The 22,321-nt window shown below is 58.7% G+C and carries 18 protein-coding genes and 1 pseudogene; 9 read left to right on the forward strand and 10 right to left on the reverse strand.

Features of this window, described 5'->3' with window-relative positions:
* Nucleotides 1–2,584, forward strand: a 2,584-nt coding sequence (locus tag ACI94_RS07520; protein WP_286681277.1) for a tetratricopeptide repeat protein, incomplete at its 5' end; no start/stop codon positions are given.
* A gap of 687 nt (nt 2,585–3,271) precedes the next feature.
* On the opposite strand, the gene ACI94_RS07525 is transcribed toward ACI94_RS07520, so the two are convergent.
* Nucleotides 3,272–3,826, reverse strand: coding sequence for a flavodoxin family protein (locus tag ACI94_RS07525; protein ID WP_273259130.1), 555 nt, complete (start codon nt 3,824–3,826; stop codon nt 3,272–3,274).
* A 59-nt stretch (nt 3,827–3,885) separates the two neighbouring features.
* Between ACI94_RS07525 and ACI94_RS07530 the strand changes: the two genes are divergently transcribed.
* The 3 genes from ACI94_RS07530 to ACI94_RS07540 all read left to right on the forward strand — a co-directional run bounded on the left by ACI94_RS07530 (nt 3,886) and on the right by ACI94_RS07540 (nt 7,461).
* Nucleotides 3,886–4,263, forward strand: a complete 378-nt coding sequence (locus ACI94_RS07530; RefSeq protein ID WP_066955150.1) for a Rid family detoxifying hydrolase — start codon at nt 3,886–3,888, stop codon at nt 4,261–4,263.
* Nucleotides 4,264–4,491: 228 nt separating this feature from the next.
* Nucleotides 4,492–6,834 carry a PAS domain S-box protein gene (locus tag ACI94_RS07535; protein WP_286681278.1) on the forward strand — a complete coding sequence of 781 codons (2,343 nt, stop codon included), beginning with the start codon at nt 4,492–4,494 and terminating at the stop codon, nt 6,832–6,834.
* 180 nt (nt 6,835–7,014) lie between these two features.
* Nucleotides 7,015–7,461: a DUF3887 domain-containing protein gene (locus ACI94_RS07540; RefSeq protein ID WP_169795891.1), complete on the forward strand. Its 447-nt coding sequence runs from the start codon at nt 7,015–7,017 to the stop codon at nt 7,459–7,461.
* Between the two features lie 69 nt (nt 7,462–7,530).
* Here the strand turns inward: ACI94_RS07540 and ACI94_RS07545 are convergent, their stop codons facing one another.
* A complete protein-coding gene (locus tag ACI94_RS07545) occupies nt 7,531–9,654 on the reverse strand; it encodes a catalase (RefSeq protein ID WP_066955155.1) in 2,124 nt (707 codons plus the stop codon).
* Between the two features lie 401 nt (nt 9,655–10,055).
* Here ACI94_RS07545 and ACI94_RS07550 point away from each other — a divergent pair, with 401 nt between their 5' ends.
* Complete coding sequence (locus ACI94_RS07550) at nt 10,056–11,129, forward strand: NAD(P)-dependent alcohol dehydrogenase (RefSeq protein ID WP_066955158.1); 1,074 nt, start codon at nt 10,056–10,058, stop codon at nt 11,127–11,129.
* 28 nt (nt 11,130–11,157) lie between these two features.
* On the opposite strand, the gene ACI94_RS07555 is transcribed toward ACI94_RS07550, so the two are convergent.
* Together ACI94_RS07555 and ACI94_RS07560 are read right to left on the reverse strand one after the other, a co-directional pair.
* On the reverse strand, nt 11,158–11,988 hold the full coding sequence (locus ACI94_RS07555) for a class I SAM-dependent methyltransferase (RefSeq protein ID WP_083524731.1): 831 nt from the start codon (nt 11,986–11,988) through the stop codon (nt 11,158–11,160).
* A 198-nt stretch (nt 11,989–12,186) separates the two neighbouring features.
* Nucleotides 12,187–12,648, reverse strand: a complete 462-nt coding sequence (locus tag ACI94_RS07560) for a hypothetical protein (RefSeq protein WP_066955164.1) — start codon at nt 12,646–12,648, stop codon at nt 12,187–12,189.
* 180 nt (nt 12,649–12,828) lie between these two features.
* Between ACI94_RS07560 and ACI94_RS07565 the strand changes: the two genes are divergently transcribed.
* On the forward strand, nt 12,829–13,698 hold the full coding sequence (locus ACI94_RS07565) for an alpha/beta fold hydrolase (protein ID WP_066955167.1): 870 nt from the start codon (nt 12,829–12,831) through the stop codon (nt 13,696–13,698).
* Nucleotides 13,699–13,713: 15 nt separating this feature from the next.
* Here the strand turns inward: ACI94_RS07565 and ACI94_RS07570 are convergent, their stop codons facing one another.
* Nucleotides 13,714–14,907 (reverse strand): Xaa-Pro peptidase family protein, encoded by a 1,194-nt coding sequence (locus tag ACI94_RS07570; protein ID WP_066955169.1) that lies wholly within the window; start codon nt 14,905–14,907, stop codon nt 13,714–13,716.
* A gap of 85 nt (nt 14,908–14,992) precedes the next feature.
* Here ACI94_RS07570 and ACI94_RS07575 point away from each other — a divergent pair, with 85 nt between their 5' ends.
* Entirely contained in the window at nt 14,993–15,742 is a 750-nt protein-coding gene (locus ACI94_RS07575) for a class I SAM-dependent methyltransferase (RefSeq protein ID WP_066955172.1), read from the forward strand.
* Nucleotides 15,743–15,754: 12 nt separating this feature from the next.
* Here the strand turns inward: ACI94_RS07575 and rsgA are convergent, their stop codons facing one another.
* Nucleotides 15,755–16,849 (reverse strand): ribosome small subunit-dependent GTPase A, encoded by a 1,095-nt coding sequence (gene rsgA, locus ACI94_RS07580; protein ID WP_066955175.1) that lies wholly within the window; start codon nt 16,847–16,849, stop codon nt 15,755–15,757.
* A gap of 117 nt (nt 16,850–16,966) precedes the next feature.
* On the opposite strand from rsgA, the gene ACI94_RS07585 reads away from it, so the two are divergent.
* The gene (locus ACI94_RS07585; RefSeq protein WP_263478103.1) at nt 16,967–17,098 is read left to right on the forward strand and encodes a hypothetical protein; all 132 of its coding nucleotides are present in this window, start codon (nt 16,967–16,969) and stop codon (nt 17,096–17,098) included.
* Nucleotides 17,099–17,135: 37 nt separating this feature from the next.
* Here the strand turns inward: ACI94_RS07585 and ACI94_RS07590 are convergent, their stop codons facing one another.
* The gene (locus ACI94_RS07590; RefSeq protein WP_066955178.1) at nt 17,136–18,866 is read right to left on the reverse strand and encodes a histidine kinase N-terminal 7TM domain-containing protein; all 1,731 of its coding nucleotides are present in this window, start codon (nt 18,864–18,866) and stop codon (nt 17,136–17,138) included.
* Nucleotides 18,867–19,152: 286 nt separating this feature from the next.
* Between ACI94_RS07590 and ACI94_RS07595 the strand changes: the two genes are divergently transcribed.
* Nucleotides 19,153–19,389: a hypothetical protein gene (locus tag ACI94_RS07595; protein WP_083524732.1), complete on the forward strand. Its 237-nt coding sequence runs from the start codon at nt 19,153–19,155 to the stop codon at nt 19,387–19,389.
* Here ACI94_RS07595 and ACI94_RS07600 read toward each other — a convergent pair.
* The 3 genes and pseudogenes from ACI94_RS07600 to ACI94_RS07610 all read right to left on the reverse strand — a co-directional run.
* Entirely contained in the window at nt 19,350–19,961 is a 612-nt protein-coding gene (locus ACI94_RS07600; RefSeq protein WP_066955181.1) for a DUF998 domain-containing protein, read from the reverse strand. The two genes, ACI94_RS07595 and ACI94_RS07600, sit on opposite strands and share 40 nt — an antisense overlap.
* Before the next feature lie 63 nt (nt 19,962–20,024).
* Nucleotides 20,025–21,182: a TIGR04083 family peptide-modifying radical SAM enzyme gene (locus ACI94_RS07605; RefSeq protein ID WP_273258966.1), complete on the reverse strand. Its 1,158-nt coding sequence runs from the start codon at nt 21,180–21,182 to the stop codon at nt 20,025–20,027.
* Between the two features lie 216 nt (nt 21,183–21,398).
* Nucleotides 21,399–22,321: pseudogene (locus tag ACI94_RS07610) on the reverse strand (hypothetical protein); the annotation flags it as partial.

Raw genomic sequence — 22,321 nt, forward strand, 5'->3', positions numbered from 1 at the left:
TGTTGGGTTAAGGCGAGCCGAAAAAAAGTTTATTGAGGCTCTTTCCGAGGATAAAAGGTACCATAAGGCGTATTATAATCTTGGGGTTATCTACTACGAGCAGAAGAAATGGCAGGCGGCTGAGAGGGCTTTTATCTCAAGCCTCCAAGCAAATCCGAATGATGAGAACTCATATTATGCCTTGGCACTGAACTACTTTCAGGAGGCATATGAGGTTCTCTCGAAGGGAGAGATCAACAAAGAAAATGGCCTTGGTAAGGAACAACTTCGAAGCGTCTATTGTGATTTATGCCGCGTAATCGAACTCTGCGATGTCTGTTTGTCGCTCCAGTGGCCTAACCCGGAAGCCTATGAGTTGAAAGGGTTCGCATATCGTCTTAGATGTTGTATCACCGATAAGTGCTTGGACTTAGATCGAGGCTGTTCCTTGGATACAGTTCTGACCGAGAGGTGTGGTGTCGACGATCTGGAGAATGCGATACGATATCGCCGTACTGCGGTGCAACAGTCCTGGGGGTGTTTACGCAAGCGTTTCATAAAAGCCTCTCTGCTGCCCAGTCAGGATAGGTCTGCCAGGGAGTTCGAGGTGACTAAAGATCTGACGTACAAATGTCTGAATAACTTTGCGTATACGCTTCAACAGAAATGTATCGAGATAAAGACCCATTCACAATTAGGAAATCTTGGAAGGGTAAATGACCTGACTTGGATAGATCATCTATCTTTCTGGTTGCTATCCCATATTCTGATAAGGCTGTATCGGCAGGCCTTGGATCTGAAACCTTCAAAAGCAAATCCTCATCTTGGTATAGGGGTTGTATATCTCACCGCGGATCGTCCAGATATCGCAGCCAGGTATTTTAGGAATGCAGTATCGATTGATTGCACTCTTACGTCTGCCTGGGTATATCTTGCTCTGGCGTATAGCAAGTTGCTCGATGATATCGATAACGCCCAAAAGAGCGGCTCGGAAGGTCGTGTGAAATGCTCCGGTTTGAACGGTTGTACATCTGATAGAGAGAATATCTCTCAGAGTAAACGGAATGAGCAGAAACAGGATTTCCTTGACAAACGTAATTACGCGCTCAAGCAGATCTTGAATTATATTGAGGTCGAAAAACCATTTCATCTGTATCGAATCATTGAGGATCATAAGGACTGTAAAGAACGTCCAGAAAGCCAGAGATGCTGGGAGGTTATCTGGTTAGTTGATAAAGCACTTAAGTTTCTGGAATATGCCAGAGCACTTGATGCATCTAACGAATTCGTTCTCCCTTCACTCGATTTTATGCGAGATGAGTCAGGTGAGGAGCCAAATGTGGATTCAAACCTCAAATCAATCTTTGAAAATTGGCTGATGGGAGAGTGGTATCGTATACACGGGGTTTTCTTACTAAAGTGCGGTAAGCCGGTTCTTGCCGAACAGATGTTTCAAAAGTCTCTTGACATGTTGAAGTCGACGTATCCTGAGAGAGTTCGAAAGAATTCCATCCATGCGTCTCTGTCTCATGCCCAGATCCGGCAGAAGGACTATCTTAAAGCGATTACTGCCGCAGATAATGGTTTATCGCTCGATCCGAGGTGCTTCTATGCTCATCTGCGCAGAGGACAGGGGTTTTACGGTATCAACGATCTCGACCGGTGTGTTGAAGAGTACTACTTTGCACTTCAGTGCGATCCGGAACAACCTGAAGTTTATTTTCGCATAGGCCAGGTAAACCTGCTGCGTGCACAGCGTTCTCACGACCCTAACGAAAAGCGGGAACTTCTATCGGAGGCATTTAAGTACTTCAAAATGGCTCTGGATTTCCATGAGAGCGGCGATAGAGATTATGCAAAAATGCACTACTGGCTTGGAAAGTCTTCCTTGATCATGGGCTCTTACAACGAAGCGCGAACATTCTTCGAAACAGCAGAAGCGGTCTTCAAAACCGTAGATCCAGCCGATATTGCTTCAATTAAAACCACATTTCACCTCGGTGAAGCGCATCTTGGTATGGGAATGTTTGCGAGCAGTTCGTTCCATTTTAAGCGCGTACATCACAGTTTGGAGAAATTCCTCTGTCTTGATGACTCCCTCTACGGAAATTCCCTCCTGCCGGAAGTTGAGGATTTCCTGGAGGATGGCATATGCACCTGCGCTCTTAGGGCTCTTTGTCATATTCGATGTGCGATCATGACTGAATTGTGCAAATCAGATGGCATAGGGGCTGCACAAAGGCACCTCGACGCCGCTGAACCGTTAATACAAAAGATCTCAAACCCAACAGCATCGCACGAGGTACGATCGGAATACCTGTGTGCAAAAGGTTGGTTGCTGCTGAAAGGGGGAGAGTATTCCGAAGCTATCGAGGCGTTTCAACAGGCTCATATATGGAAATCCATGGCGCAAAGTTATTGGTATATGGCCCGTGCCTATTATGAACGGGGAATGCGGTTGCATAATCCTCAACTTCGGAAAGAGCAGTTCCTTCTGGCGAGTGAGTGTTGTGACTACGTGAAAGCCCTTGATTTCACTGGTCGTTATACGGTTAGGGCGGAGCAGATGCTCTCCAAGTTGAAATGCTCTTTAGGTCAAACATAACTGATAGTAGGATTACTTGAACTGCAACAATGACTCCAATACGAGCAACTTTTGTTAATCCGTACCCGTTTAGAGAGACAATCCGAAACACCCAGTGTGCCGTATGGAGTAACCGGGGAATGTAAACAAGCGGCTGGGGTGAAAGTTGTCTCTTAGATATCTCGTCTCTCTTCGACCTCCAGCGACATTCTTGATTAGCGTCGTTAAACGAGTTACACAGCTGGGTTATCGTGGACCCCCTGCCACAGGACTCCGCAAGCACCTATCTATGGCCGTCCCAAGACACAGAGGGTCGAGCTCGCTACCTACTCATCCTGTTGGACGGGGCTTCAGTTCTTCTTCGCGGAAGTGATCGACTCTCCCCGAATTGCACGATCGATGTTCATCTCTGTATAGAGGTTCGAGACGTTCTCGGTGTTCCCGATATCGTGGGTCAAGATATCCGGTGATTACTTGTTTTTTCGACTCTGCTGGAACCCTCTTGTCGGGGATCGACCACATCTGAAGAGAAAGACCTACAAAACCGTTGCTCCTTGTGTTAATGATCAAACCAACAGCAGCCTTTATTTGAAAAGTACTGAGTTCCAGCCCACTCGTGGGTCACTATCCTGCCGTTGCGGTCACCATCCATCTAAAAAGCATGCCGCTCGGTCATTCCCGGGCTGACCTCAAAACCAAAAAAAAGAATTATTGAACCAGCGACCGCCCCAGCGCCTTTGCCTCTTCAATCTTCTCGGGATATTTCGCGAGGTCGTCGAGCTGGTAGCACTGGCCCTGCCAGATGAACCCTGCATCGACAAATCCCAGGAATGAGAAGACATTCTTCAGGTAATCGTTGAGCGGGTTTAAGACCTCGGGACCGACGCCCCCACAGGTAAACGCAGTCACGAACTTCTTGCCCTTCGGGAAGTCGGTGGTGAAATCCGGTTTTAAGTATGCGTAAAACCGGTCAATGAACGGGTAAGCCTGTGCGTTCAGCCGGAACCAGTAGACTGGGGAGCCGAAGACGACAGCATCGGCGTCGGCCAGCTTCTCGTAGAGCTCCCCCATATCATCCTGTATGACGCAGGGTTGCCCGGTTTTACAGGTGTTACATCCCTTGCAGGGCTGGATATCAAGGTCGCAAAGCCGTACCAGCTCAGTCGTCGCTCCGGCTTCCCGTGCGCCGGAAAGAATGTGCTCGACCAGCGTCTGGCTGTTCCCCCCTTTTCGAGGACTGGATGCAATGCCAATGACCTTCATGAGTACTACATTCTGTTTGGCGCAATTAATCCTTTTCTCCCTCTCGTATCGCCAAAGACCTGTACAATCCTCATTGTTTTCCGCATTGCCCCTCTCGGTTCGGGCAGTACAGTCAGGCCGTGCCGTGCGGGGGCTATCTCTTCATGTCAGGCCAGATCGGGCTCGACCCGGCAACCGGCACCCTCCTAGATACCGTCGAAGGTGAAGCGAGGCAGGCCATGGAGAACCCCTGGGCCGTGCTCCTCGAAGCAGGCCTCGACTTCTCGGACGCCGTGCAGACCAGGATCTACTTACCGGACCTCGCGAACTTTGAGACGGTCAACGCCGTCTACGCCGCGTACTTCGAGGAACCCTTCCCCGTTCGGTCGACGGTAGAGATCTCCGCTCTCCCACGAGGTGCTAGGGTCGAGATTGAGATGATCGCGAGGGTGCGATAACCGGCCTCGATTATGCCAACCCTGGCACTCCCAACCCGGGAATGCCGATCCCCAAGGTCATGGCCGTGTTTTCATGGGTAATGACTGCCCGATATCGTTGCCGGAGCATAATCCGTTTTTGAATAAAATCACCTTTTTTAACTGGTTGTAAATCAATAATCCAAACTAATTGGGCGCTTCACATACGAAATATTTTTTATACTATACATCTCTTTTAATAAGGCAACTGTGCAGACCGTCACCAATCCCTATCGCATCCTCTACGTCGACGACGAGGAGGGACTTCTCGATATCGGCCGTTTCTACCTTGAACAGGCAGGCGGCATCACCGTCGATGTCACCGCAAGCCCGCACGAGGCACTCCACATGATCCTCTCCGGTCGCTACGACGCGGTCGTCTCGGATTACCAGATGCCGGAGATGAACGGCATCGAACTCTTAAAGCGGGTCCGGGAGGCGGGGTCCCGGGTGCCCTTCATCATCTTCACCGGGAAGGGGCGCGAGGAGGTGGTGATCGAGGCGCTGAACAGCGGCGCTGACTTCTATATCCGGAAGGGCGGTAATCCGGGGGCGCAGTTCGCGGAACTCGCAAACGCTGTTCGGCAGCTGGCTGGAAGGCAAAGGGCGGAGGCCGCAGTCCGCAAGGGCGAAGAGATGCTGCATAAGGCGCAGAAACTTGCCCATCTCGGCAGCTGGGAGTTCGACCACGAGTCCCGACGTCTGATCTGGTCGGACGAGGTCTACCGCATCTTTGGTCTCGATCCCGGAAAACCGCCGACCTATGAGGAGTTCCTCGCAATGGTCCACCCGGACGACCGGGCTGCGGTCGATGCTGTTTATTCCACCTCGGTCGCGGAGGCGAAGGCCGGCTACGAGGTCAAGCATCGGATCATCCGCAAGGACACCGGGGAGGTCCGGTATCTCGTTGAACGGTGCGAACACCAGCGGGACGAATCCGGCCGGGTTCGTCGCTCCGTTGGGATGGTGCACGACATCACGGAACTCAAACTCGCCGAACTCGAGCTGCGGTCCCAGCACGAGAAACTCCAGGTGGCATACGAGCAGCTCGCCGTCGTCGAGAAGGAACTCCGGTCAAGCTTCGACGACCTCGCCGAGAGTCAGCGCCAGCTCCAGGCAAGCGAAGAACGCTACCGGCGGATCTCCGAGAGCATCTCTGACGTCGTATATTCCTGTGTCCTCAAGCATTCGGGCAATTACAGGTTCGACTGGGTTGCCGGAGCGGTGCACGAGATCACCGGGTATACCGAGGACGAGATCCTCGCGATGCGGTGCTGGAGGAAGATCATCCACCCGGATGATATGCCCATCTTTGAGCGCGAGACTCTCCGGCTCCCCCCGGGAACGTCGTCGCTCTTTGAGATCCGAATTGTCCGCCGGGATAGTCGGGTCCGGTGGCTCCGTGTCTCGGCCAACTGCACCGATACCGCGGACGGCGAGATACGGTTATACGGCGGGTGGCAGGATATCACGGACCAAAAGGAGGCCGAGGAGAGGTTGCGGAAGACCGCGGAGAAGATGGAGAGCATCTTCCGTGCCGCTCCCACTGGCATAGGTATGGCTGTGGACGGAGTCATGACGGAGGTTAACGGCCGACTCTGCGAGATCTTAGGTTACACCCGCGATGAACTCATCGGCCAGCACGTACAGTTGCTTTGCCCGGACGACACAGTGTATGAGTCTGCTTTGCAGCAGATGCATGCCCGGGTTGAGGTGACTGGGAAGTGTACGCTTGAGACCCGGTTCCGGCGCAAAGACGGCGCGATCATCGATGTGCTCCTCTCCATAACACCTCTCGACCCGATGCACTTCTCCTGGGGCGTGACGTTCACCGTCCAGGATATCACGGAACGTAAAGCGATGGAGAGGGAGATCGAATATCATGCCAGGGAACTTGCCCGGCAGACGAACAGCCTCGCCATCGCGAATAGGAAACTCAATCTGATGAGCAGCATCACCCGGCACGATATCCTGAACCAGCTGACGATCCTTCTCGGCAATCTCTGGATTGCGGAGGAGACCGGGGCAGGACAGAACATCTCGGAGTATCTTGCCCGGGTGAAGGGCGCCGCCGGCCGGATACACCGCCAGATCGAGTTCACCAGGGACTACACGGATCTCGGCGTCCGGTCGCCGGAGTGGCAGCGTGTTTCGGATCTGATCCGGTCGGCAGTGCACCAGGATTTGCCGGTTGACGATGAAACTCGTGACCTGGTCATCTACGCGGATCCGATGCTTGAGACGGTCTTTGCCAACCTGATGGACAACACGCTCCGGCACGGTGAGTCGGCGACCGGGGTCCGCGTCCGGTATCGCCTGGAGGAGAACGGGGACCTCACCCTCATCTGGGAGGACGACGGCGTAGGTATTCCTGTCGAGGAGAAGGAGCGGATCTTCCAGCGGGGCGTCGGGAAGAACACGGGTCTTGGCCTCTTCCTGATCCGGGAAATCCTCGCGATCACCGGGATCAACATCGCTGAGACGGGTGAGCCCGGGAAAGGAGCACGGTTTGAGATGCTCGTGCCCCGCGGGGCATACAAGATCCTGGGGTGAAACCCTCGCGTACCTCCCCTGACCAGATATCTCCTGTGGTATCCCGGCGGCGCGCGGCGTTCACCAGACTGCATGAGTGGACGGCGACGGCCTTATCTTTGTACCGTTTCGCTAACCGTTACATCCTCCCCTCGACAACCCGATCCCTACATTCATCTCCTGCCGGTTCGACATTTTAGCATGAATCGTTCTCAGATCCCACTCATCGTCGTCCTCGTGGTCTTCGCTCTGGTCCTGGCGTGCGGCTGCATGGGCCAGGAGACCGTGGTCTCTGGGGAGGAGGCGGCAGCGGTGCTCGCCTATGCCGACCCGGTCGCCGACAACCTCATGCAGGGCTTCAATGAGCATAACTACACGAAGTACTCCCGTGACTTCGGCCCGGAGATGCGGCAGGCTCTCAATGAAGCCGCGTTTGAAGAGAACCGCGAGTTCGTAACGTCCCGGATTGGGCTCTATGAGTCCCGGAGCGATCCCGTTGTCACGGAGACCGGCGAGTTCGTCGCCGTGACTTACCGGGCGAAGTTCGAGCAGGAGGACGGTGTGGCGCTCAGGTTTGTCTTCAAGAAGGATGATCCGTCGCACCAGCTCCAGGGGCTCTGGTTCACCTCGCCGATGCTGCGCAGTTAAAGCGCTCCATCAGAATTAAAAATGAACCCCGGGGAGGTTTTCCCCCGGTTCTTCTTCCACCATCCCGCATCAGGCGGGCACCTGCTCCATCTTCTCCCGGTCCCAGTGGCGGTGCCGGGCGATGGCCGTCTTGAACTGCTCGACAAACGAGCTCACATTCCCCTGGCTCCCGCAGGTCACGACCCCCATCTCGGAGACGGCTTCTCCTCCGGCACTGGCATCGACGAAGGCCACCCCCTTGATACCGGAGGCCTTCAGGAGTTCGATCCCCTCTCCTATCGCCCCGATCGGCTTGCAGTGCTTGAAGGCCTCGTTGACGAAGTGGATCGCGTAGCCCTGGTTCTTCAGGGTCTCCGCGTGCCTCCCGCCCGGGACGTACACGGCGTCGTACACGACCGATGCGGTGGTGACGTAGCTCTTGTCCACCTCCATCTCCTTGCCGTCGGCGGACCTGACCGTGCCGAGGAACTGCGAGACGATCTGCGGGTGAGCCCCCGCATCTTTCAACGCCTTCTTGACCTGCATCACCTCGTCGTGGTTGTAGCCCTCCATCGCGAGGATCGCAATCTTGCGGCTCTTGATGGTGTCCATGACGGTCCTCTCCTGGCTGAGGTTCGGGGACTTCTTTGTGCCGGAGGACGCGCCCTTCTCCGCCGGGGGCGGCACCCCGATCCCTTCGGCGATCCGTATCGCAAGATCGCCGTCGACGTTGTTTATGAGGTCGACCACCCTCTTCCTGACCCCGAAGTCCGAGACCTTCCCGAGTTCGAAGTGGAAGGCCTTGATGATATGCTCCTTCTCTGCATCCGACATGCTGTTCCAGAAGAGCTTCGCCTGGCTGAAGTGGTCGTTGAACTTCTCGCTCCGTGCACGGATCTTCTTCGCGTCGATCTTCTCCTGGTGGTGGGCGTAGCCGCCCTCCTCAACCCGGGCCGGCCGGGGCTTGTTATCGCCGAGCGAGTTTGGGAAGTAACTCGCAGCGCCCTTATCGATCGTCATCCGGTGGTAGCCCTCCCGCTGGTTGTTCGCGACCGGTGCGAGCGGCCGGTTGATCGGGATCTCGTGGAAGTTCGGGCCGCCGAGGCGTATCAGCTGGGTGTCCAGGTACGAGAAGAGCCGGCCCTGGAGGAGCGGGTCGTTTGAGAAGTCGATCCCCGGCACGACGTTCGCCGGGCAGAAGGCGACCTGCTCGGTCTCGGCGAAGAAGTTGTCCGGATTTCTGTTTAAGACCATCTTCCCGATCCACCGGATCGGCACCTCCTCCTCGGGCCAGATCTTCGTCGCGTCAAGGATATCGAAGTCGAAGTTGTGCTCGTCTTCCTCCTCGATCATCTGGACCCCTAACTCGTACTCCGGGTAGTCCCCCATCTCGATCGCCTCCCAGAGGTCGCGGCGGTTGAAGTCCGGGTCCATTCCGGCCAGTTTCTGCGCCTCGTCCCAGACGAGCGAGTGGATGCCGAGGAGCGGCCGCCAGTGGAACTTGACGAACCGCGCCTTTCCTTTGGCGTTGATGAACCGGAAGGTATTGACCCCGAAGCCCTGCATCATCCGGTAACTCCGCGGGAGCGCACGGTCCGAGAGGACCCACATGATCATGTGCGTGATCTCGGGGAGATTCCCGACGAAGTCCCAGAACGTGTCGTGGGCGGCGGAGGCCTGCGGCATCTGGTGGTGCTGCTCCGGCTTGATGGCGTGGACGAGGTCGGGGAACTTGATGGCGTCAACGATGAAGAAGATCGGCATGTTGTTGCCGACGAGGTCGTAGTTCCCTTCCTCGGTGTAGAACTTCGTCGCAAACCCCCGGACGTCCCGGACCGTGTCTGCCGACCCCCGGAACCCGACGACGGTCGAGAATCGCACGAAGACCGGCGTCTTCTTCTCCGGATCCTGGAGAAACGCTGCCTTCGTATACTCGGTCATCGGCTCGTAGACCTGGAAGTAGCCGTGGGCGCCCGAACCCCGGGCGTGGACGACCCGCTCGGGGATCCGCTCGTGATCAAAATGCGTCAACTTCTCGCGGAAGTGAAAGTCTTCGAGGAGCGTCGGCCCCCGCTCCCCCGCCTTTAACGCATCATCGGTGTGGCTCACCCGGACACCCTGGTTCGTTGTCAGGTACTCGCGTTCCGGGTCGTGACGGAATTCGTCGAGTTGCTCCTGCTTGCTCTTCTCATCCACTTTTCTCCTCTGATCCATACTCCCTCACCTGCAACTCTCGCGCCCAGGCCGGTCGTGCTCCGCTGCTCCTCCCGGGGGCGTGCCCCCACATCCCGGCCAGCCGTCATAAAAGTAACTGCGTGCCGGAGGCTGGCGTGCTGTGCGGTTGTTCTTACCCGGATCCCGCCAGAGATCGGTCGTGCAGGTGGAGGCTCTGCGCCCCTCAGGTGCTCCTCGTTATCGGGTTCATCGAGCGCGATGGTCCGGTTCCCTGGATGTATCGGGTTTCGCGTCGCAACGATCGAGTCCAAGGGCTGAGTTCTCCATCATCGTTGCCCGAAAGGGCTGCCGGGACCCCTGAGTCTAACCGACGGATGCACGACGACCTCAATTAATATACTATACTGCCATCACTGCCTGGCTGAAGGGAGGCAGGAAGAATGAAAGGCCTGGCTATGCTGAAGATCGGGGAGATCGGATGGATCGAGAAAGAGCGGCCCGCCTGCGGTCCGCGGGACGCTATCGTCAGACCGCTGGCGCTCGCGCCCTGCACGTCCGACGTCCACACCGTCTGGGAGGGGGCGATCGGCGAGCGGCGCAACCTCATCCTGGGGCACGAAGCGCTCGGGATCGTCGACGAAGTGGGGGATGAGGTCAAAGACTTCAAACCCGGCGACCGGGTCATCGTCCCGGCGATCACCCCCGACTGGGAGACGGAAGCAGCACAGCGCGGATTCCCGTCGCAGACCGGCGGCCCGCTTGGAGGCTGGAAGTTCTCGAATACCAAGGACGGTGTATTCGCCGAGTACTTCCACGTGAACCTGGCTGACTACAACCTCGCGCACCTCCCGGAGGGGATGTCCCTTGAGGCCGGGGTCATGCTCCCGGACATGCTTAGCACCGGGTTCATGGGCGCGGAGAATGCCAGGATCGGGTTCGGCTCCACGGTGGCCGTCCTCGGCATCGGGCCAGTCGGCCTCTCCGCCGTCGCCGGAGCGAGGCTTCGGGGAGCGGGGAGGATCTTTGCCGTCGGCACGAGGCCCGCCGCTGTTAAGGTGGCGAAGGAGTACGGCGCGACGGATATCATCAGTTACAGGGAGGGAAGCACCGTCGACCAGATCCTCGATAAGACCGGCGGTGCGGGCGTCGACGCCGTGATCGTCGCCGGCGGCGGGCCGGAGGTCATGATGGACGCAATCAACGTGGCAAAACCCGGTTCGGTCATCTCGAACATCAACTACTTCGGTTCGGGCATCGGCGACCAGGACATCATACCCCTCCCGCGGGTCGGCTGGGGGTACGGCATGGCCGACAAGAACATCGTAACAGGGCTCTGCCCCGGTGGACGGGTGAGGATGGAGCGGCTGGCCGACGTCGTGATGTGCGGGCGGATGGACCCCTCGCTCATGGCGACGCACGTCTTCAAGGGTTTCGACAGACTAAAAGATGCCCTTCTCCTGATGAAGGAGAAGCCGAGAGACCTGATCAAGCCGGTCGTCATCGTGGAGGAATAGAGGCCCGGGGCACTCTCTTTTTGAGGCCCTACGTCTGGATAGCCGGCTTTTCAAAGCAGAGGAAGCGGTGTCGGCACCAGAAGAAATCCCGCTCGGGCAGGATCTGCATCAGCCCTGTTGTCAGCCCCTCGGTCGCAAGGCTCACGGAGACGAAGAGCGGTGCCATGGGCGACAGGAGGTCCGGCAGGTCTCGGCGTCGTGCGGCGTTGCGGGCGGCGAAATAAAACCAGTAGAGGGGCGATGCGCTTGAGATCGCGTTCTCCTTCATTGTCATACCACACTCCTCGAAGAGCGATTGATACTGCTCCCATCTCCGGTATACCCTCGGTGCGCTGGACTCATCATCGTGTGTCTTGAATACCGGTTCTCCCCTTGTGGTTAACTCAATGAGCGTGACATAGCCGCCCGGCCGGATCACGCGGCAGATCTCTTGAACAGTGCGTGTCAGTTCATCGCCGTCGGTGATATACCGCAAGACCCAGACGACATTAACCAGGTCGAACATACCGTCCCTGAAGGGAAGCGGAAGGTCATCGATGACGTGGTGTTCGACGTTGCGGATGCCTGCTTCGTCCGCTGCCTGCCGTGCCACTTCCACCATCTTCGGTGAGATGTCCACACCGACAACATGGTGGACCTGCTGGGCGAACCAGAGCGTCCACCGGCCAACTCCGCACCCATAATCGAGTACCGTAAAGTGTGGCTCTATCTGGACTGCTTTTGAAATGAGACGTTTCTGGCTGCTATCGATGTAGACATTATTCAGGTCTTCGTCATCAATCACAGCTCTAAGCGGGTGACGATGATGCCGTGTAATTTCCTCGTCCCAGGCATCGCGTTGACGGGCTAAATTCTGCATGACCACACCGTTTGCCTCGTTCCAGAGTTTATATGAGTATTTAATGTTTTCACTACCACAGCGCCCCGATCGCTACCGAGGTATCACCGCGGTCTCTCCGCTGGAGAGGATCATCGGTATACGCCCTCGCCTGTTATGAGGATCCCCCTCACAGGATAGGTGCCGTTAAACGGGCCCCTGAACTCGTGGCTCCCCCGCTCAAAGTATGTGTTCGCCACCCCATGACCCACCAGTCGTTCCTCCCGTGAAACTCCAATGAGAAGATGGTGAGGAGATTCTCTTCGGCCGCATTAAACGACAGGATGAACGGCACCTCGATGATATTCCCGGAGGCTCCGGGAGTTCCGGCTCGCTCTGCCCCGGCGAACGGGTGAGCATGGGGACCCCGCCGACGCCCCCGATCCGTACCGATACGTTGCTCCTGTCGAAGTTGCTGAAACTTGCGAGGGAGAGGTCGATGGGAGTGACGTTTCTCCCGGTCTTTGGGTCGTAGCGAGACGGGATGGGGATGAGGAGGACCACATCCGTGAGGGGTCCGGTCGTCGAGACCTTCTGTTCGTAGTTGTACGATGACTGGAAACTCTCTGCCGCGGACCGGTTCAGGGACCCCATGATCTGCACTATGAACCCGAACAGGAGTGCAGCGAGGATAACTCCCACGACAAATACCGCCTTTTGGCGTCTTTGATAGACTCGCCATCGCCTATCCGGGTGTCGGGGCGTTGCCGGTGTTATGTCCTTCGATTCTCTCCCGGCCCTACCTCACCCGGAGGACGATGCTGCCACCCCACATTATATATGGCATGACCGGTGTCGTGACCCCGTAGAGGAGGTTATCCTATGCCGTACATCACCGTCGGTAAAGAAAACTCAGGCCCTATCGACCTCTACTACGAGGACCATGGTTCGGGCAAACCTGTCGTCCTGATCCACGGCTGGCCGCTCTCGAGCAAGTCCTGGGAAAAGCAGGTGCCGGTGCTGGTTGATGCGGGCTACCGCGTCATCGCCTACGACCGCAGGGGGTTCGGCAACTCCGCCAAACCGACCTTCGGCTATGACTACGACACCCTGGCCGAAGACCTGCACAGACTCATGACGGAACTCGATCTTGATGACGCAACGCTCGTCGGATTCTCGATGGGCGGCGGCGAGGTCGCCCGTTACCTAGGGACATACGGGAGCGACCGCGTGGAGAAAGCCGTCTTCATATCCGCGATCCCGCCGTTCCTCTTGAAGACGGCCGATAACCCCGAGGGCATCGAGGGCAGCGTCTTTGACGGGCTCATGGAGAGCATCGCCGCCGACCGTCCGGCCTTCCTCTCCAGGTTCTTTTCGGACTTTTACAACGTCGACGTCTTTATGGGCGACCGCGTGAGCGACGAGGTCGTCCGCCTCAGCTGGAACATCGCGGCCACCGCTTCCCCTGTGGGCACGCTCGACTGCGTCTCTGGGTGGCTGACCGACTTCCGTAGCGATCTTGAGAGTATCGACGTCCCGGCCCTCGTGATCCACGGCGACGCCGACCGGATCGTCCCCTTCCTCGCCTCGGGCAAGCGGATCCCGGGGCTCGTCAAAGAGAGCCGTCTTGTGGTGATCGAGGGCGGGCCGCACGGGATCACCTGGACACACCCCGAGGTGGTCAACCGCGAGCTGCTGGACTTCCTCGAGCAGCGGGTCGAGCCGTTGCAGCCGGTTACCGGGCTCTCCTGAAGGGGCGGGAGCCCCTCACTCGACCGGGATCAGGCCGGGGTTCGTCCCGGTGATGCACCGCCCGCCCCCACGGGTGACGACGAAGGTGTTCTCTACCCCGACCATCCCGACACCCCTAATTCCTTTCTTGGGTTCGAGGGCGATGACCATCCCCTCTTCGAGCGGCTCATGAAAGCCGCGGGCGATGACCGGCATCTCGTCCACGACGAGACCGATGCCGTGGCCCAGGAACTGCACCCGCCGCTCCCCATAGCCCATGAAGTTCTCGAGGAACGCGGGTTCGAGGCTGCCGATGATCGTATCGTAGATCTCTTCCGGGGTAATCCCGGGCCGAAGCATCGCGGCCGCCTCGTTCTGGATCTCCACGCATCGGTGATGCGCCTCGATTGCCTCGCGAGGCAGCGATCCGCGAAAGACGTACGTCATAGTCTTGTCGGTGTGGTAGCCCTGCACCCCGCACGCGCAGTCGAGGAAGACCAGATCTCCGGGCTTGAGTTTTCGCTCCCGGCTGCCGAGGACCGGGGCGCCGGGGGCCATCCCGCGGGAACCCCCCGGCCCATCGAAACTGGTCGGATAGATGGAGTTCTCCCCAAAGCCGAGCTGCCCAAGGACCATCTCCGTCCCGAACATACCAAACCGCGCAATCCCGTGATGCCCCTCCCGGACCAGGAGCGAGTAGACCTCCCCGCCGAGTTCGGCCTCGCTCAATCCTTCCGCAAGCATCGCGGGAACGCAGTCCTCGAGGACGCGCCGGTGGATCTTCCCCGCTTGCTCCATGATCGCAAGTTCATAGGCGCTCTTCCTCGCCCGGACCGCTGCTGCCTGTGCATCGAGCGGTTTTACCTCATGGAAGGGGAAGTGCTTTCGGAACCGCTCAAGCAGCGCAAGAGGGACGACCTCCGTCTCGACGTGGACCGTCGCCGGGCATGCCCCCATCCCGGCCGCCGCGTCGCGGAAACTTCTCATCGGCCGAATCTCGGAAAAGAGCGACTCGTCGAGCGCCCGCTCGTAACTCCGGCGCACCCAGAGGACGGCCTCATCGCCGCGCGGGATGAGGAGGACGGCGTCCTGCATCGTCCCGGTGAAGTAGAACTGGTTCACCCTCCCAAAGATCGCGGCAAACTCCCATAACGGGTTCTCGGCATCCATGCGGTCCCGAAAGCGCTCCATGCGGTTGCGGAGTTCTGAGGCGGGGGTCTTACACTCCATACGCATAGGTGGACTGCGATGGTATTTAGCTCTCGCGGAGGCCCGCTCTGCAGGGGTTTATAATGCCACACGGCGTAGTATGGCTATGGAGATACCTTTTGTCTTCACCATGCACGAGGGCCTGCCCCGTCAGGGACCGGGGAGCAATGCGTGCACAAGAAAGGCCTTCTCGATGCTTACCAATCTTCCCGCCCGGCCGGAGATCCTGGATATCGGGTGCGGATCGGGGATGCAAACCATCGAACTTGCCCGGACCTGCCCCAGTTGTCGTATCACCGCCACTGATATCCACCAGCCGTTCCTTGCTGACCTCGTCCGGCGGGCGGCATCGGCGGGGTTGGGGGACCGTATCACCACCGTCCGCGCCTCGATGGACGATCTGCCGTTCTCTGATGCGTCGTTCAACGTCCTCTGGGCGGAAGGCTCGATCTTCATTGTAGGGTTTAAGGAGGGACTTCTCTCGTGGCGGCGGCTCCTCCGTCCCGGCGGCTACCTCTGCCTCACTGAATCGGTCTGGTTTACTGAAGATCCCTCACCGGAGGCGGCGGCGTTCTGGAACGACTGCTACCCGGCGATAACGACGGTCGCGGCAAACCGTGCGATCGCCGAGGACGCCGGTTACAAGGTCGTCGCGACCTTCCCGCTCCCTGCATCTGCATGGTGGGAGAATTACTATGTACCGGTCCTCAAGCGGATAGATGACCTGCGGCCGAAAGTCACCGGAAATCCAGAGGCGAAGGCGCAGATTGAGTTCGCCGAGCGGGAGATCGCCGTCTACCGGGAGCACGGGAACGAGTACGGCTACGAGTTCTTCATCCTCCGGAAGGAGGAGTGAGCCGGCCGGCCATCACCTCCCCTTTGTCTTCCTGATATCCCGTGCGAGTTTTCCAATCCCTTTCCAGCGCTTCTTTTCGAGCCGGACCAGCCCGATCTCCGCTTTCTCCTCTTCAAAGGCGAGTTCTCGCATGAGCCTCCGGTAACTCTCCAGCCGTGCCGCGGGAAGAGTCCCGTCCGCGACGGCCGCCTGCACCGCACAGCCCGGCTCCCCCTCGTGTCGGCAGTTCGAGAACCTGCAGCCTTCCGCGAGCTCGAGGATCTCGGGGAACGTCCCGGCGATACCGGCGGATGTCGTCCCGATCCCGACCTCCCGCAGTCCGGGGTTGTCGATCATGAGCGCCCCGCCGGGAAGGACGAAAAGCTGGCGGACGGTCGTGGTGTGCCGCCCTCTCTCGTCGTACTCCCGGACGTCTGAGGTCTCCTGGACCGGCCTATCCATGAGCCGGTTGATCAGGGTGGACTTGCCGACGCCCGACGAGCCGATGAGGGCGATCGTCGTTCGCGGCGAAAGATAGGGACCGAGCCGGTCGACGCCCTCCCCGCTCACGGCGCTGATGGGGATGACCGGTATGCCGGTCGCGACCGCGGCGAGGTCGCCAGCGAGCGCTGCGGGGTCGTCTGCGAGGTCGGACTTGTTGATGACGATGACCGGCCGGGCGCCGGATGCGCGGGCGATCGCGAGGTAGCGCTCGATCCTGCGAGCGTTGAGGTCGCGGCCGGCGGCGGTCACGATGAAGACCGTATCGATGTTCGCCGCGATGACCTGGTCGGCGCCGTCACGCCCCGTGCTCCCCCGCTCAAAGAGGGTCTTTCGTGGGAGGATATCGACGATCGTCGATGTACCGGCCTTTGGCTGATGGAGCAGGACGACAAAGTCCCCCACTGCCGGGAAGCGGCCGAGTCTCCGGAGTGCCCCGGAGATCCCGACCGTGACCGATCCACCGTCGATGAGCACGTCCCACACCGTCTTCTGCCGGCAGGCCACGCGACCGGGGAGGTACGGCCCGGTGTACTTCGCGAAGGTTCGTTCGTGCTCTTCCGTCCAGCCGAGGTCTTTCAGCGTATAGGGATACGATTCTCCGCATCGGGGCGTGGGTTGGCTCATAGTGACCGTACAGGGGTGGCCTGCGATGCGACAAGTCCTTTGTGGTCGCGATTCCTGGTTGCAGGGTGAGATGCACGTGCAGGGGAGTACCGGGGCCTGGAAGGCGACCGGTTCATCATGGATTCCATGGACCCGGCAGTCCCCTTGAGGTTCGTCTGGGATGCAACCAATCCGGATGCAAGTGCATGGCAAAACGAGATCATGACGGGGTCCTGGTGGCTCATCGAGGAGTACGTTATCCGACCGTAGGGGTCGGTTTCCTGCCGGATGCGCAGCAGGATCGGGATCAATCTCCCTGAAGCGGCCTCCACGCCCCGGGAGGAACCAGGATCTCAAACCGGGCCCCCCGGCCTGCCGTCCCCGTTTCATGGATCCTGATATCGGTCACGGAGAGGATATCCCGGGCAAAGGCGAGCCCGAACCCGGTGTTCTTGCCGTGGCCGTACCTAAAGATCCGCTCCTTCTCGTCGTCCGGGACTCCCGCGCCGTCGTCCTCGAAGACCACCGTGAGCGTCCCGTCAGCCAGTTCATCGGTCGAGATGCAGATCCGGGTGACGCTGCTCCCGTGCTGGATTGCATTCTCAATCAGGTTGTACGCGACTTTCTGTGCGAGAGGGTCGGCGTAGATCTCCACCGGGGCGACCCGGGTCGATATATCGACCTTTGCAAGGTGCATGCTGCCGATAGCCCTGGTGATCATCGGTTCGAGCGGCTGCCAGATCGGCTGGTAGGTGCCGAGCGTCTGGTACTCGCGTGAGAACTGGAGGTGTTTCTTGATATCCTCCACGATCTCGATCGAGCGGGAGAGATGCGTCTCGGCGTCGGGGTGCATTCGGTCCTCCGAAAGGAGTGTCAGGTGCCAGGCAAGCCCGGTGATCTCGTTGCCGATGTCATGGCAGGTTACCTGCGATAGGAGGGATAACTTCTGGTTTGCCGTTCGAAGGGCAGTCTCCGCCGCCTTCTGGTCGGTGATGTCTCTCGCGATCAGGACGATGCCGGCAGGCTCCCCTGCCGGGTTTCTGACGAGCGCCCCGGCGATACAGATGGTGCTGCCCCTGCCGTTGTGTGTCACCTCGATATCCGAGACCCGCCCCTCTTTTGCGACAGCAGTCCGGATCGCGGTACACACCGTATCGGGGATGAACCGGGTAATTGGCTGCCCCACGAGGCCTGATTCAGCCACGCCGAAGATTTCGGCAGCCGACGCATTCGCCGTGACGATCCTGCCCTCGGCGTCGACGAGGATCAGGCCTTCGGGTATCGTCCTGACGATATCGTCGGCCGCAGTCTGGGGGCTCAGGGTGAACAGCCTATGTCTTAAGATCGCATAGGCGATGAGCAGAGAGAAGATTCCGATCCCGATGAAGGTGGCATTGACGGTGTAGATCCCGAGGGGTGTGAGGACCAACTCGGAGAGAATGCTTAACCCGACGGCGGTTATGATGCCGATACAAAAAAGCAGGTTCTGACGCCGTTTTCTCCCAGGAGGTGCTTTCAGCCAGGATGATATGCCGGTGTATATCACCCAGCCAATTGCCAGGGTGATATAGGCCTTCTCCACCAGGTAGACGGGACTAGTGAATGCCGGGAGGTGGACATACCCAGTTCCGGGCTGGAAGGTCACCGTAACGAGCAGATCGGTGAAGAGCCCTACCAGAGCAAAGAGCAGGGCAGGTAGGTACAGGGCAGCGAGGAGAATGCCGTGCTTCTTCTCCCGTGTGAGGGGGTGGTCGGTGAAGACGAGGGTGAAATGGGTGGCGAGCGCAATGACGAAGATCCAGAAGGCGCCGGCCTTCAGCCAGAACATGAAGCAACCTTCATCACTGGCGAAGCGCCAGAGAAGAAATTCGTCCAGGGCCCAGTAGGTTGTGGCGAGCGTCAGCACGAGGAAGAGGCGGTTAACGGCCGATGAGGCGTTCCGCGCAAAGACGTACATCCCGAGGCTGTAGGTGATGAGTGCTGAGATGATGCAGAACCCGGCCAGGACTGGAGAGAGTACGTTGATGAGATCAGGCACGGCTGCTCACGCCCTTGCACCGTTGAGCCTTGTCCGGGTCATCCTGTGCTGTTCCAGATTACCATGGGGGATCATCGAAGAAATGCCTGTATATATTGACCTGTTCTATGGAAAAACGCTTTGATTTTCAATTAACGCTATCGGTCTAAGATCTATAAAAAAATAAGCCCGCCATGCCCTTGCGGATCTTGTCCGAGCAGGTGCGTGCGGTCTTCCCGGACCGCGTCCGGCTGCCGCAGACGCTTAATAACGGGCTCACGTTACAGTTCCTGCCGGGAAAGAAGGAATGAGCGGCAAGTATGTCCTCGGCTACACGGAGCGGGAGGCGGCGACCCTAATCGGGCTCCTCCACGGCGACACCCGGTACCCGGCAGGTTCACGGATGCTCGAGGCGGGGTGTTGCACCGGCTACCTCGACGTCCATGCTCACCATGGTAGGTCTACGCGGACGACTCCTGGCCGGGGGCTTCTGCTACACGTCCTTCAAGGTGACCGGGAGGATGTAGCCGGCGCCATGAGGTAGCCCCCGAACGCTGCAAGCCAGAAGAGCGCAGGGTAAACGATCATCCGCTCCGAACCGCCGTGACCGATGGGGCCGTAGAGATCCAGGACCCCGAAGTCGCTTGCCGCATGGGCCGCGAGGAAGATGAGGCCGAGAGTCCCAGCGATGATCGCTATCGCCTTCAGCGGTCCCTGGACGAGAGTGGAGCCGGCGATCGCCTCGAGGTTGAAGAAGAGGAAGGCCGCGAGCGCGAAGAGACCATGGATTCCGGGGATATCCAGCGTAAAGACGGCGGCGCCGATCGCCCCGATGCCTGCAATGACAAAGACGGGGAGGATCCAGCCTTTCCCGTAGGAGCGGTAGAGGAAGTAGCCGCCGGCGATGTTTAAGAGGCCGGCTACAAAGAGCGAGGCGTTGAAGAGCCATGCCGTCGCGGCGATCACACCGAGGTCGCTGATCGCGTTCGTGTAGATACTGTAGCCGGACGCCATGGCCGCGCCCGCCATGAGAACGGTCATAAACTGGACAGGGAGGAGGAAGAGCAGTACCCCTGCTATCGTCCGGGAGCCGTCTGCGGGATCAGTTCTATACATGCAGAGGAGGTAGAGCCTCTTTCTTGATATCTCCCGCGCATGCCGGGATCCAGTTCATGGTGTCTACTTCGTCGCCATCGTCCGGAGGATCGCCATGATGCCGGGCTTTGTATTTCTCACGAACGGCGAGCCGAACCCGCCCATCTCCATATCCCCGGACCCGAAGATCTCCTCGTTTAATCGGGTGGTGATCTCGTCGAATATCCGCTTATACGCGACACAGTGGGGGTCGACGCCCCGGACCTCACCGTCCGTGGGGGCGATCGCGTTGTAGGGGCGCCCGCCCCGGCAATATTTGATATGAGCACACCCGGCGCATTCCTGATCGACGTAGTCCTTGAAGGCGTGCATCAACTTCCAGGCCTTCGACCGGGCGAGGTCTTCGGCCGTAGGGCGGTCGCGGACGTTCCCCATCACGTACTTCGGCATCCCGACGAAGCGGTAGCAGGGGTATATGCTCCCGTCAGGGCCGATTGCGAGGGTGGTTCCCATGCAGTCCACGAACGTGCAGACGGTTCCGTGCCGGGTGAATATGCCCCTGCAGAGGTCGTTGATGTTCATAACCTCGATCCGGCCCAGGTTATCGAGATACCTGTCGAGGAGGTAGACCAGGAGTTCCCCGTACTCCTCCGGCTCGAGCGCCCACTCCTTAGGATCTTTGCTTCGGAGCGACGGCAGTGCAGGGTGGAGTTTGAGGGGGAACCCTTGCTTGAGGAAGAAGTCAAAGATCGTCTCCTTCTCCTTGACCGACCGGTTGGTGAACGTGCAGATAAACCGGACCTCAAGCCCGTTTTCCCGTGCTATCTCGTAGCCCCGCATGGTCTTTGCAAAGTAGCCCTTTCCTCTCTGCGCATCGGTTATCTCCTCGGGGCCGTCGATGCTCGAACCGATGGGAATCTGATATTCTGCGAGGATCTCTGCCAATTCCGGGGTGAGCAGCCAGAGGTTGCTCTGCAGGGCGAACGTCGGTGCAAGATGGGCGAGCCCCTCGGAGAGGATCGGGAGGGCCTGCCGGTAGAATTCAGCGCCGGCAAGGAGCGGTTCGCCGCCATGAAAGGTGATCGTGACCTGGTTGGACTGATAGTCTTTGAGCCATTCGGCAATCTCCCGGACCGTCTCGATGCTCATCCTCGGCGACCCTTCATCAGAACTCCAGCAGTAGTGGCATTTTGAGGGGCAGCCGAGTGTGGGGATGATCATGACATGGAAAGGGCTCTTCATGTACTGAACTCTCTCTAATGACGTTAAAATCTATTCATAGGGTCGCTTGCGCCTGCAATCCTGGCGGGATTTCATCACCCTGGAGAATCTTTGCAAGAATTGGTAGACCTCTTTGAGGATTGCAGCGGATGAGTGCACCGCGGGCCGCGGTGGAGGTCGCGTGAGAGGGGATCGGGGGATCCCCGCCGCGAGTATGTTCGCCTGCCTCGCTGATGACTAGTGGGCAGTCGTGCTCCCGATATCGACGCCCACTATCCCGACGACAGCGCCGGTCGCGTCCTTGATGGGAGCATACCCGGATATGATGATGGCGGTGGTGTTGTCCCACTCTTCGGTAGAGAGTTCGCTCTCTGCGGAGGGTCCGACAAACCCGGCGAGGAGCTTGGAGTCATCTCCCGTAGTCTGGTAGATGCTGCCTATCGCGGGTGTGTCGCCGGGTTTGTAGTCGGCATCAACGACATACTCGATGGTATCATTGACTTTGCGCATTGTATAGACGTAGAGGACCCCGGGGTTTTCGTCCCGGAAGGCGGCGAGTCTGTCGCGGATGGCGATGAACTCCGGTGTGGTCTCATCGCCCGGCTTGAGTGCGGCGAGGGCGTCGCCATCGATCTGGGCCGCAATCTCCGTTGCGAGGCCTTTCAACATATCTTCGGTGATCACGCTGCCGATGTCAACGCCGACAAGCCCGACGATGGAGCCGCTCGCGTCCTTGATGGGGGCATACCCGGAGATGATATAGGCAACGACACCGCCCCACTCTTCGATGTAATACTCGGGCTCAGCCGAGGGTTCTTCGAACCCGGCGAGGAACGCGGTGTCATCATCCGTGGGATAGTAGACCTCGCCTACTGCGGGCGCATAGCCTCTGCCGTAGTCTGCATCCACAACGTACTCGGTGGCGTTCCCGACCTTGCGCATCGTATAGACGTAGAGGACCCCGGGGTTTGCATCCCGGAAGGCGGCGAGCCGGTCGCGGATGGCGATGAACTCCGGTGTGGTCTCGTCGCCCGGCTTGAGTGCGGCGAAGGCGTCACCGTCGATCTGGGTTGCAATCTCCGCTGCGAGGGCCTTCAACTCTTCTTGTGTATTCTTTTCCGGAACCGGTTCAGCTCCCCCTTGCGAGAATACGACCCAGA

Origin of the sequence: Methanoculleus sp. DTU007 (genome assembly GCF_001512385.1) — an archaeon.
GTDB lineage: Archaea > Halobacteriota > Methanomicrobia > Methanomicrobiales > Methanoculleaceae > Methanoculleus > Methanoculleus thermophilus.

Bases quoted from the DNA above. Each gene is read 5' to 3' on its own strand.
- ACI94_RS07550 (WP_066955158.1), top strand. From the start codon at position 10,056: ATGAAAGGCCTGGCTATGCTGAAGATCGGGGAGATCGGATGGATCGAG.
- ACI94_RS07585 (WP_263478103.1), top strand. From the start codon at position 16,967: ATGGATTCCATGGACCCGGCAGTCCCCTTGAGGTTCGTCTGGGATGCA.
- ACI94_RS07605 (WP_273258966.1), bottom strand. From the start codon at position 21,182: ATGAAGAGCCCTTTCCATGTCATGATCATCCCCACACTCGGCTGCCCC.
- ACI94_RS07525 (WP_273259130.1), bottom strand. From the start codon at position 3,826: ATGAAGGTCATTGGCATTGCATCCAGTCCTCGAAAAGGGGGGAACAGC.
- ACI94_RS07600 (WP_066955181.1), bottom strand. From the start codon at position 19,961: ATGTATAGAACTGATCCCGCAGACGGCTCCCGGACGATAGCAGGGGTA.
- ACI94_RS07570 (WP_066955169.1), bottom strand. From the start codon at position 14,907: ATGGAGTGTAAGACCCCCGCCTCAGAACTCCGCAACCGCATGGAGCGC.
- ACI94_RS07540 (WP_169795891.1), top strand. From the start codon at position 7,015: ATGAATCGTTCTCAGATCCCACTCATCGTCGTCCTCGTGGTCTTCGCT.
- ACI94_RS07565 (WP_066955167.1), top strand. From the start codon at position 12,829: ATGCCGTACATCACCGTCGGTAAAGAAAACTCAGGCCCTATCGACCTC.
- ACI94_RS07595 (WP_083524732.1), top strand. From the start codon at position 19,153: ATGAGCGGCAAGTATGTCCTCGGCTACACGGAGCGGGAGGCGGCGACC.
- rsgA (WP_066955175.1), bottom strand. From the start codon at position 16,849: ATGAGCCAACCCACGCCCCGATGCGGAGAATCGTATCCCTATACGCTG.
- ACI94_RS07545 (WP_066955155.1), bottom strand. From the start codon at position 9,654: ATGGATCAGAGGAGAAAAGTGGATGAGAAGAGCAAGCAGGAGCAACTC.
- ACI94_RS07555 (WP_083524731.1), bottom strand. From the start codon at position 11,988: ATGCAGAATTTAGCCCGTCAACGCGATGCCTGGGACGAGGAAATTACA.
- ACI94_RS07575 (WP_066955172.1), top strand. From the start codon at position 14,993: ATGGAGATACCTTTTGTCTTCACCATGCACGAGGGCCTGCCCCGTCAG.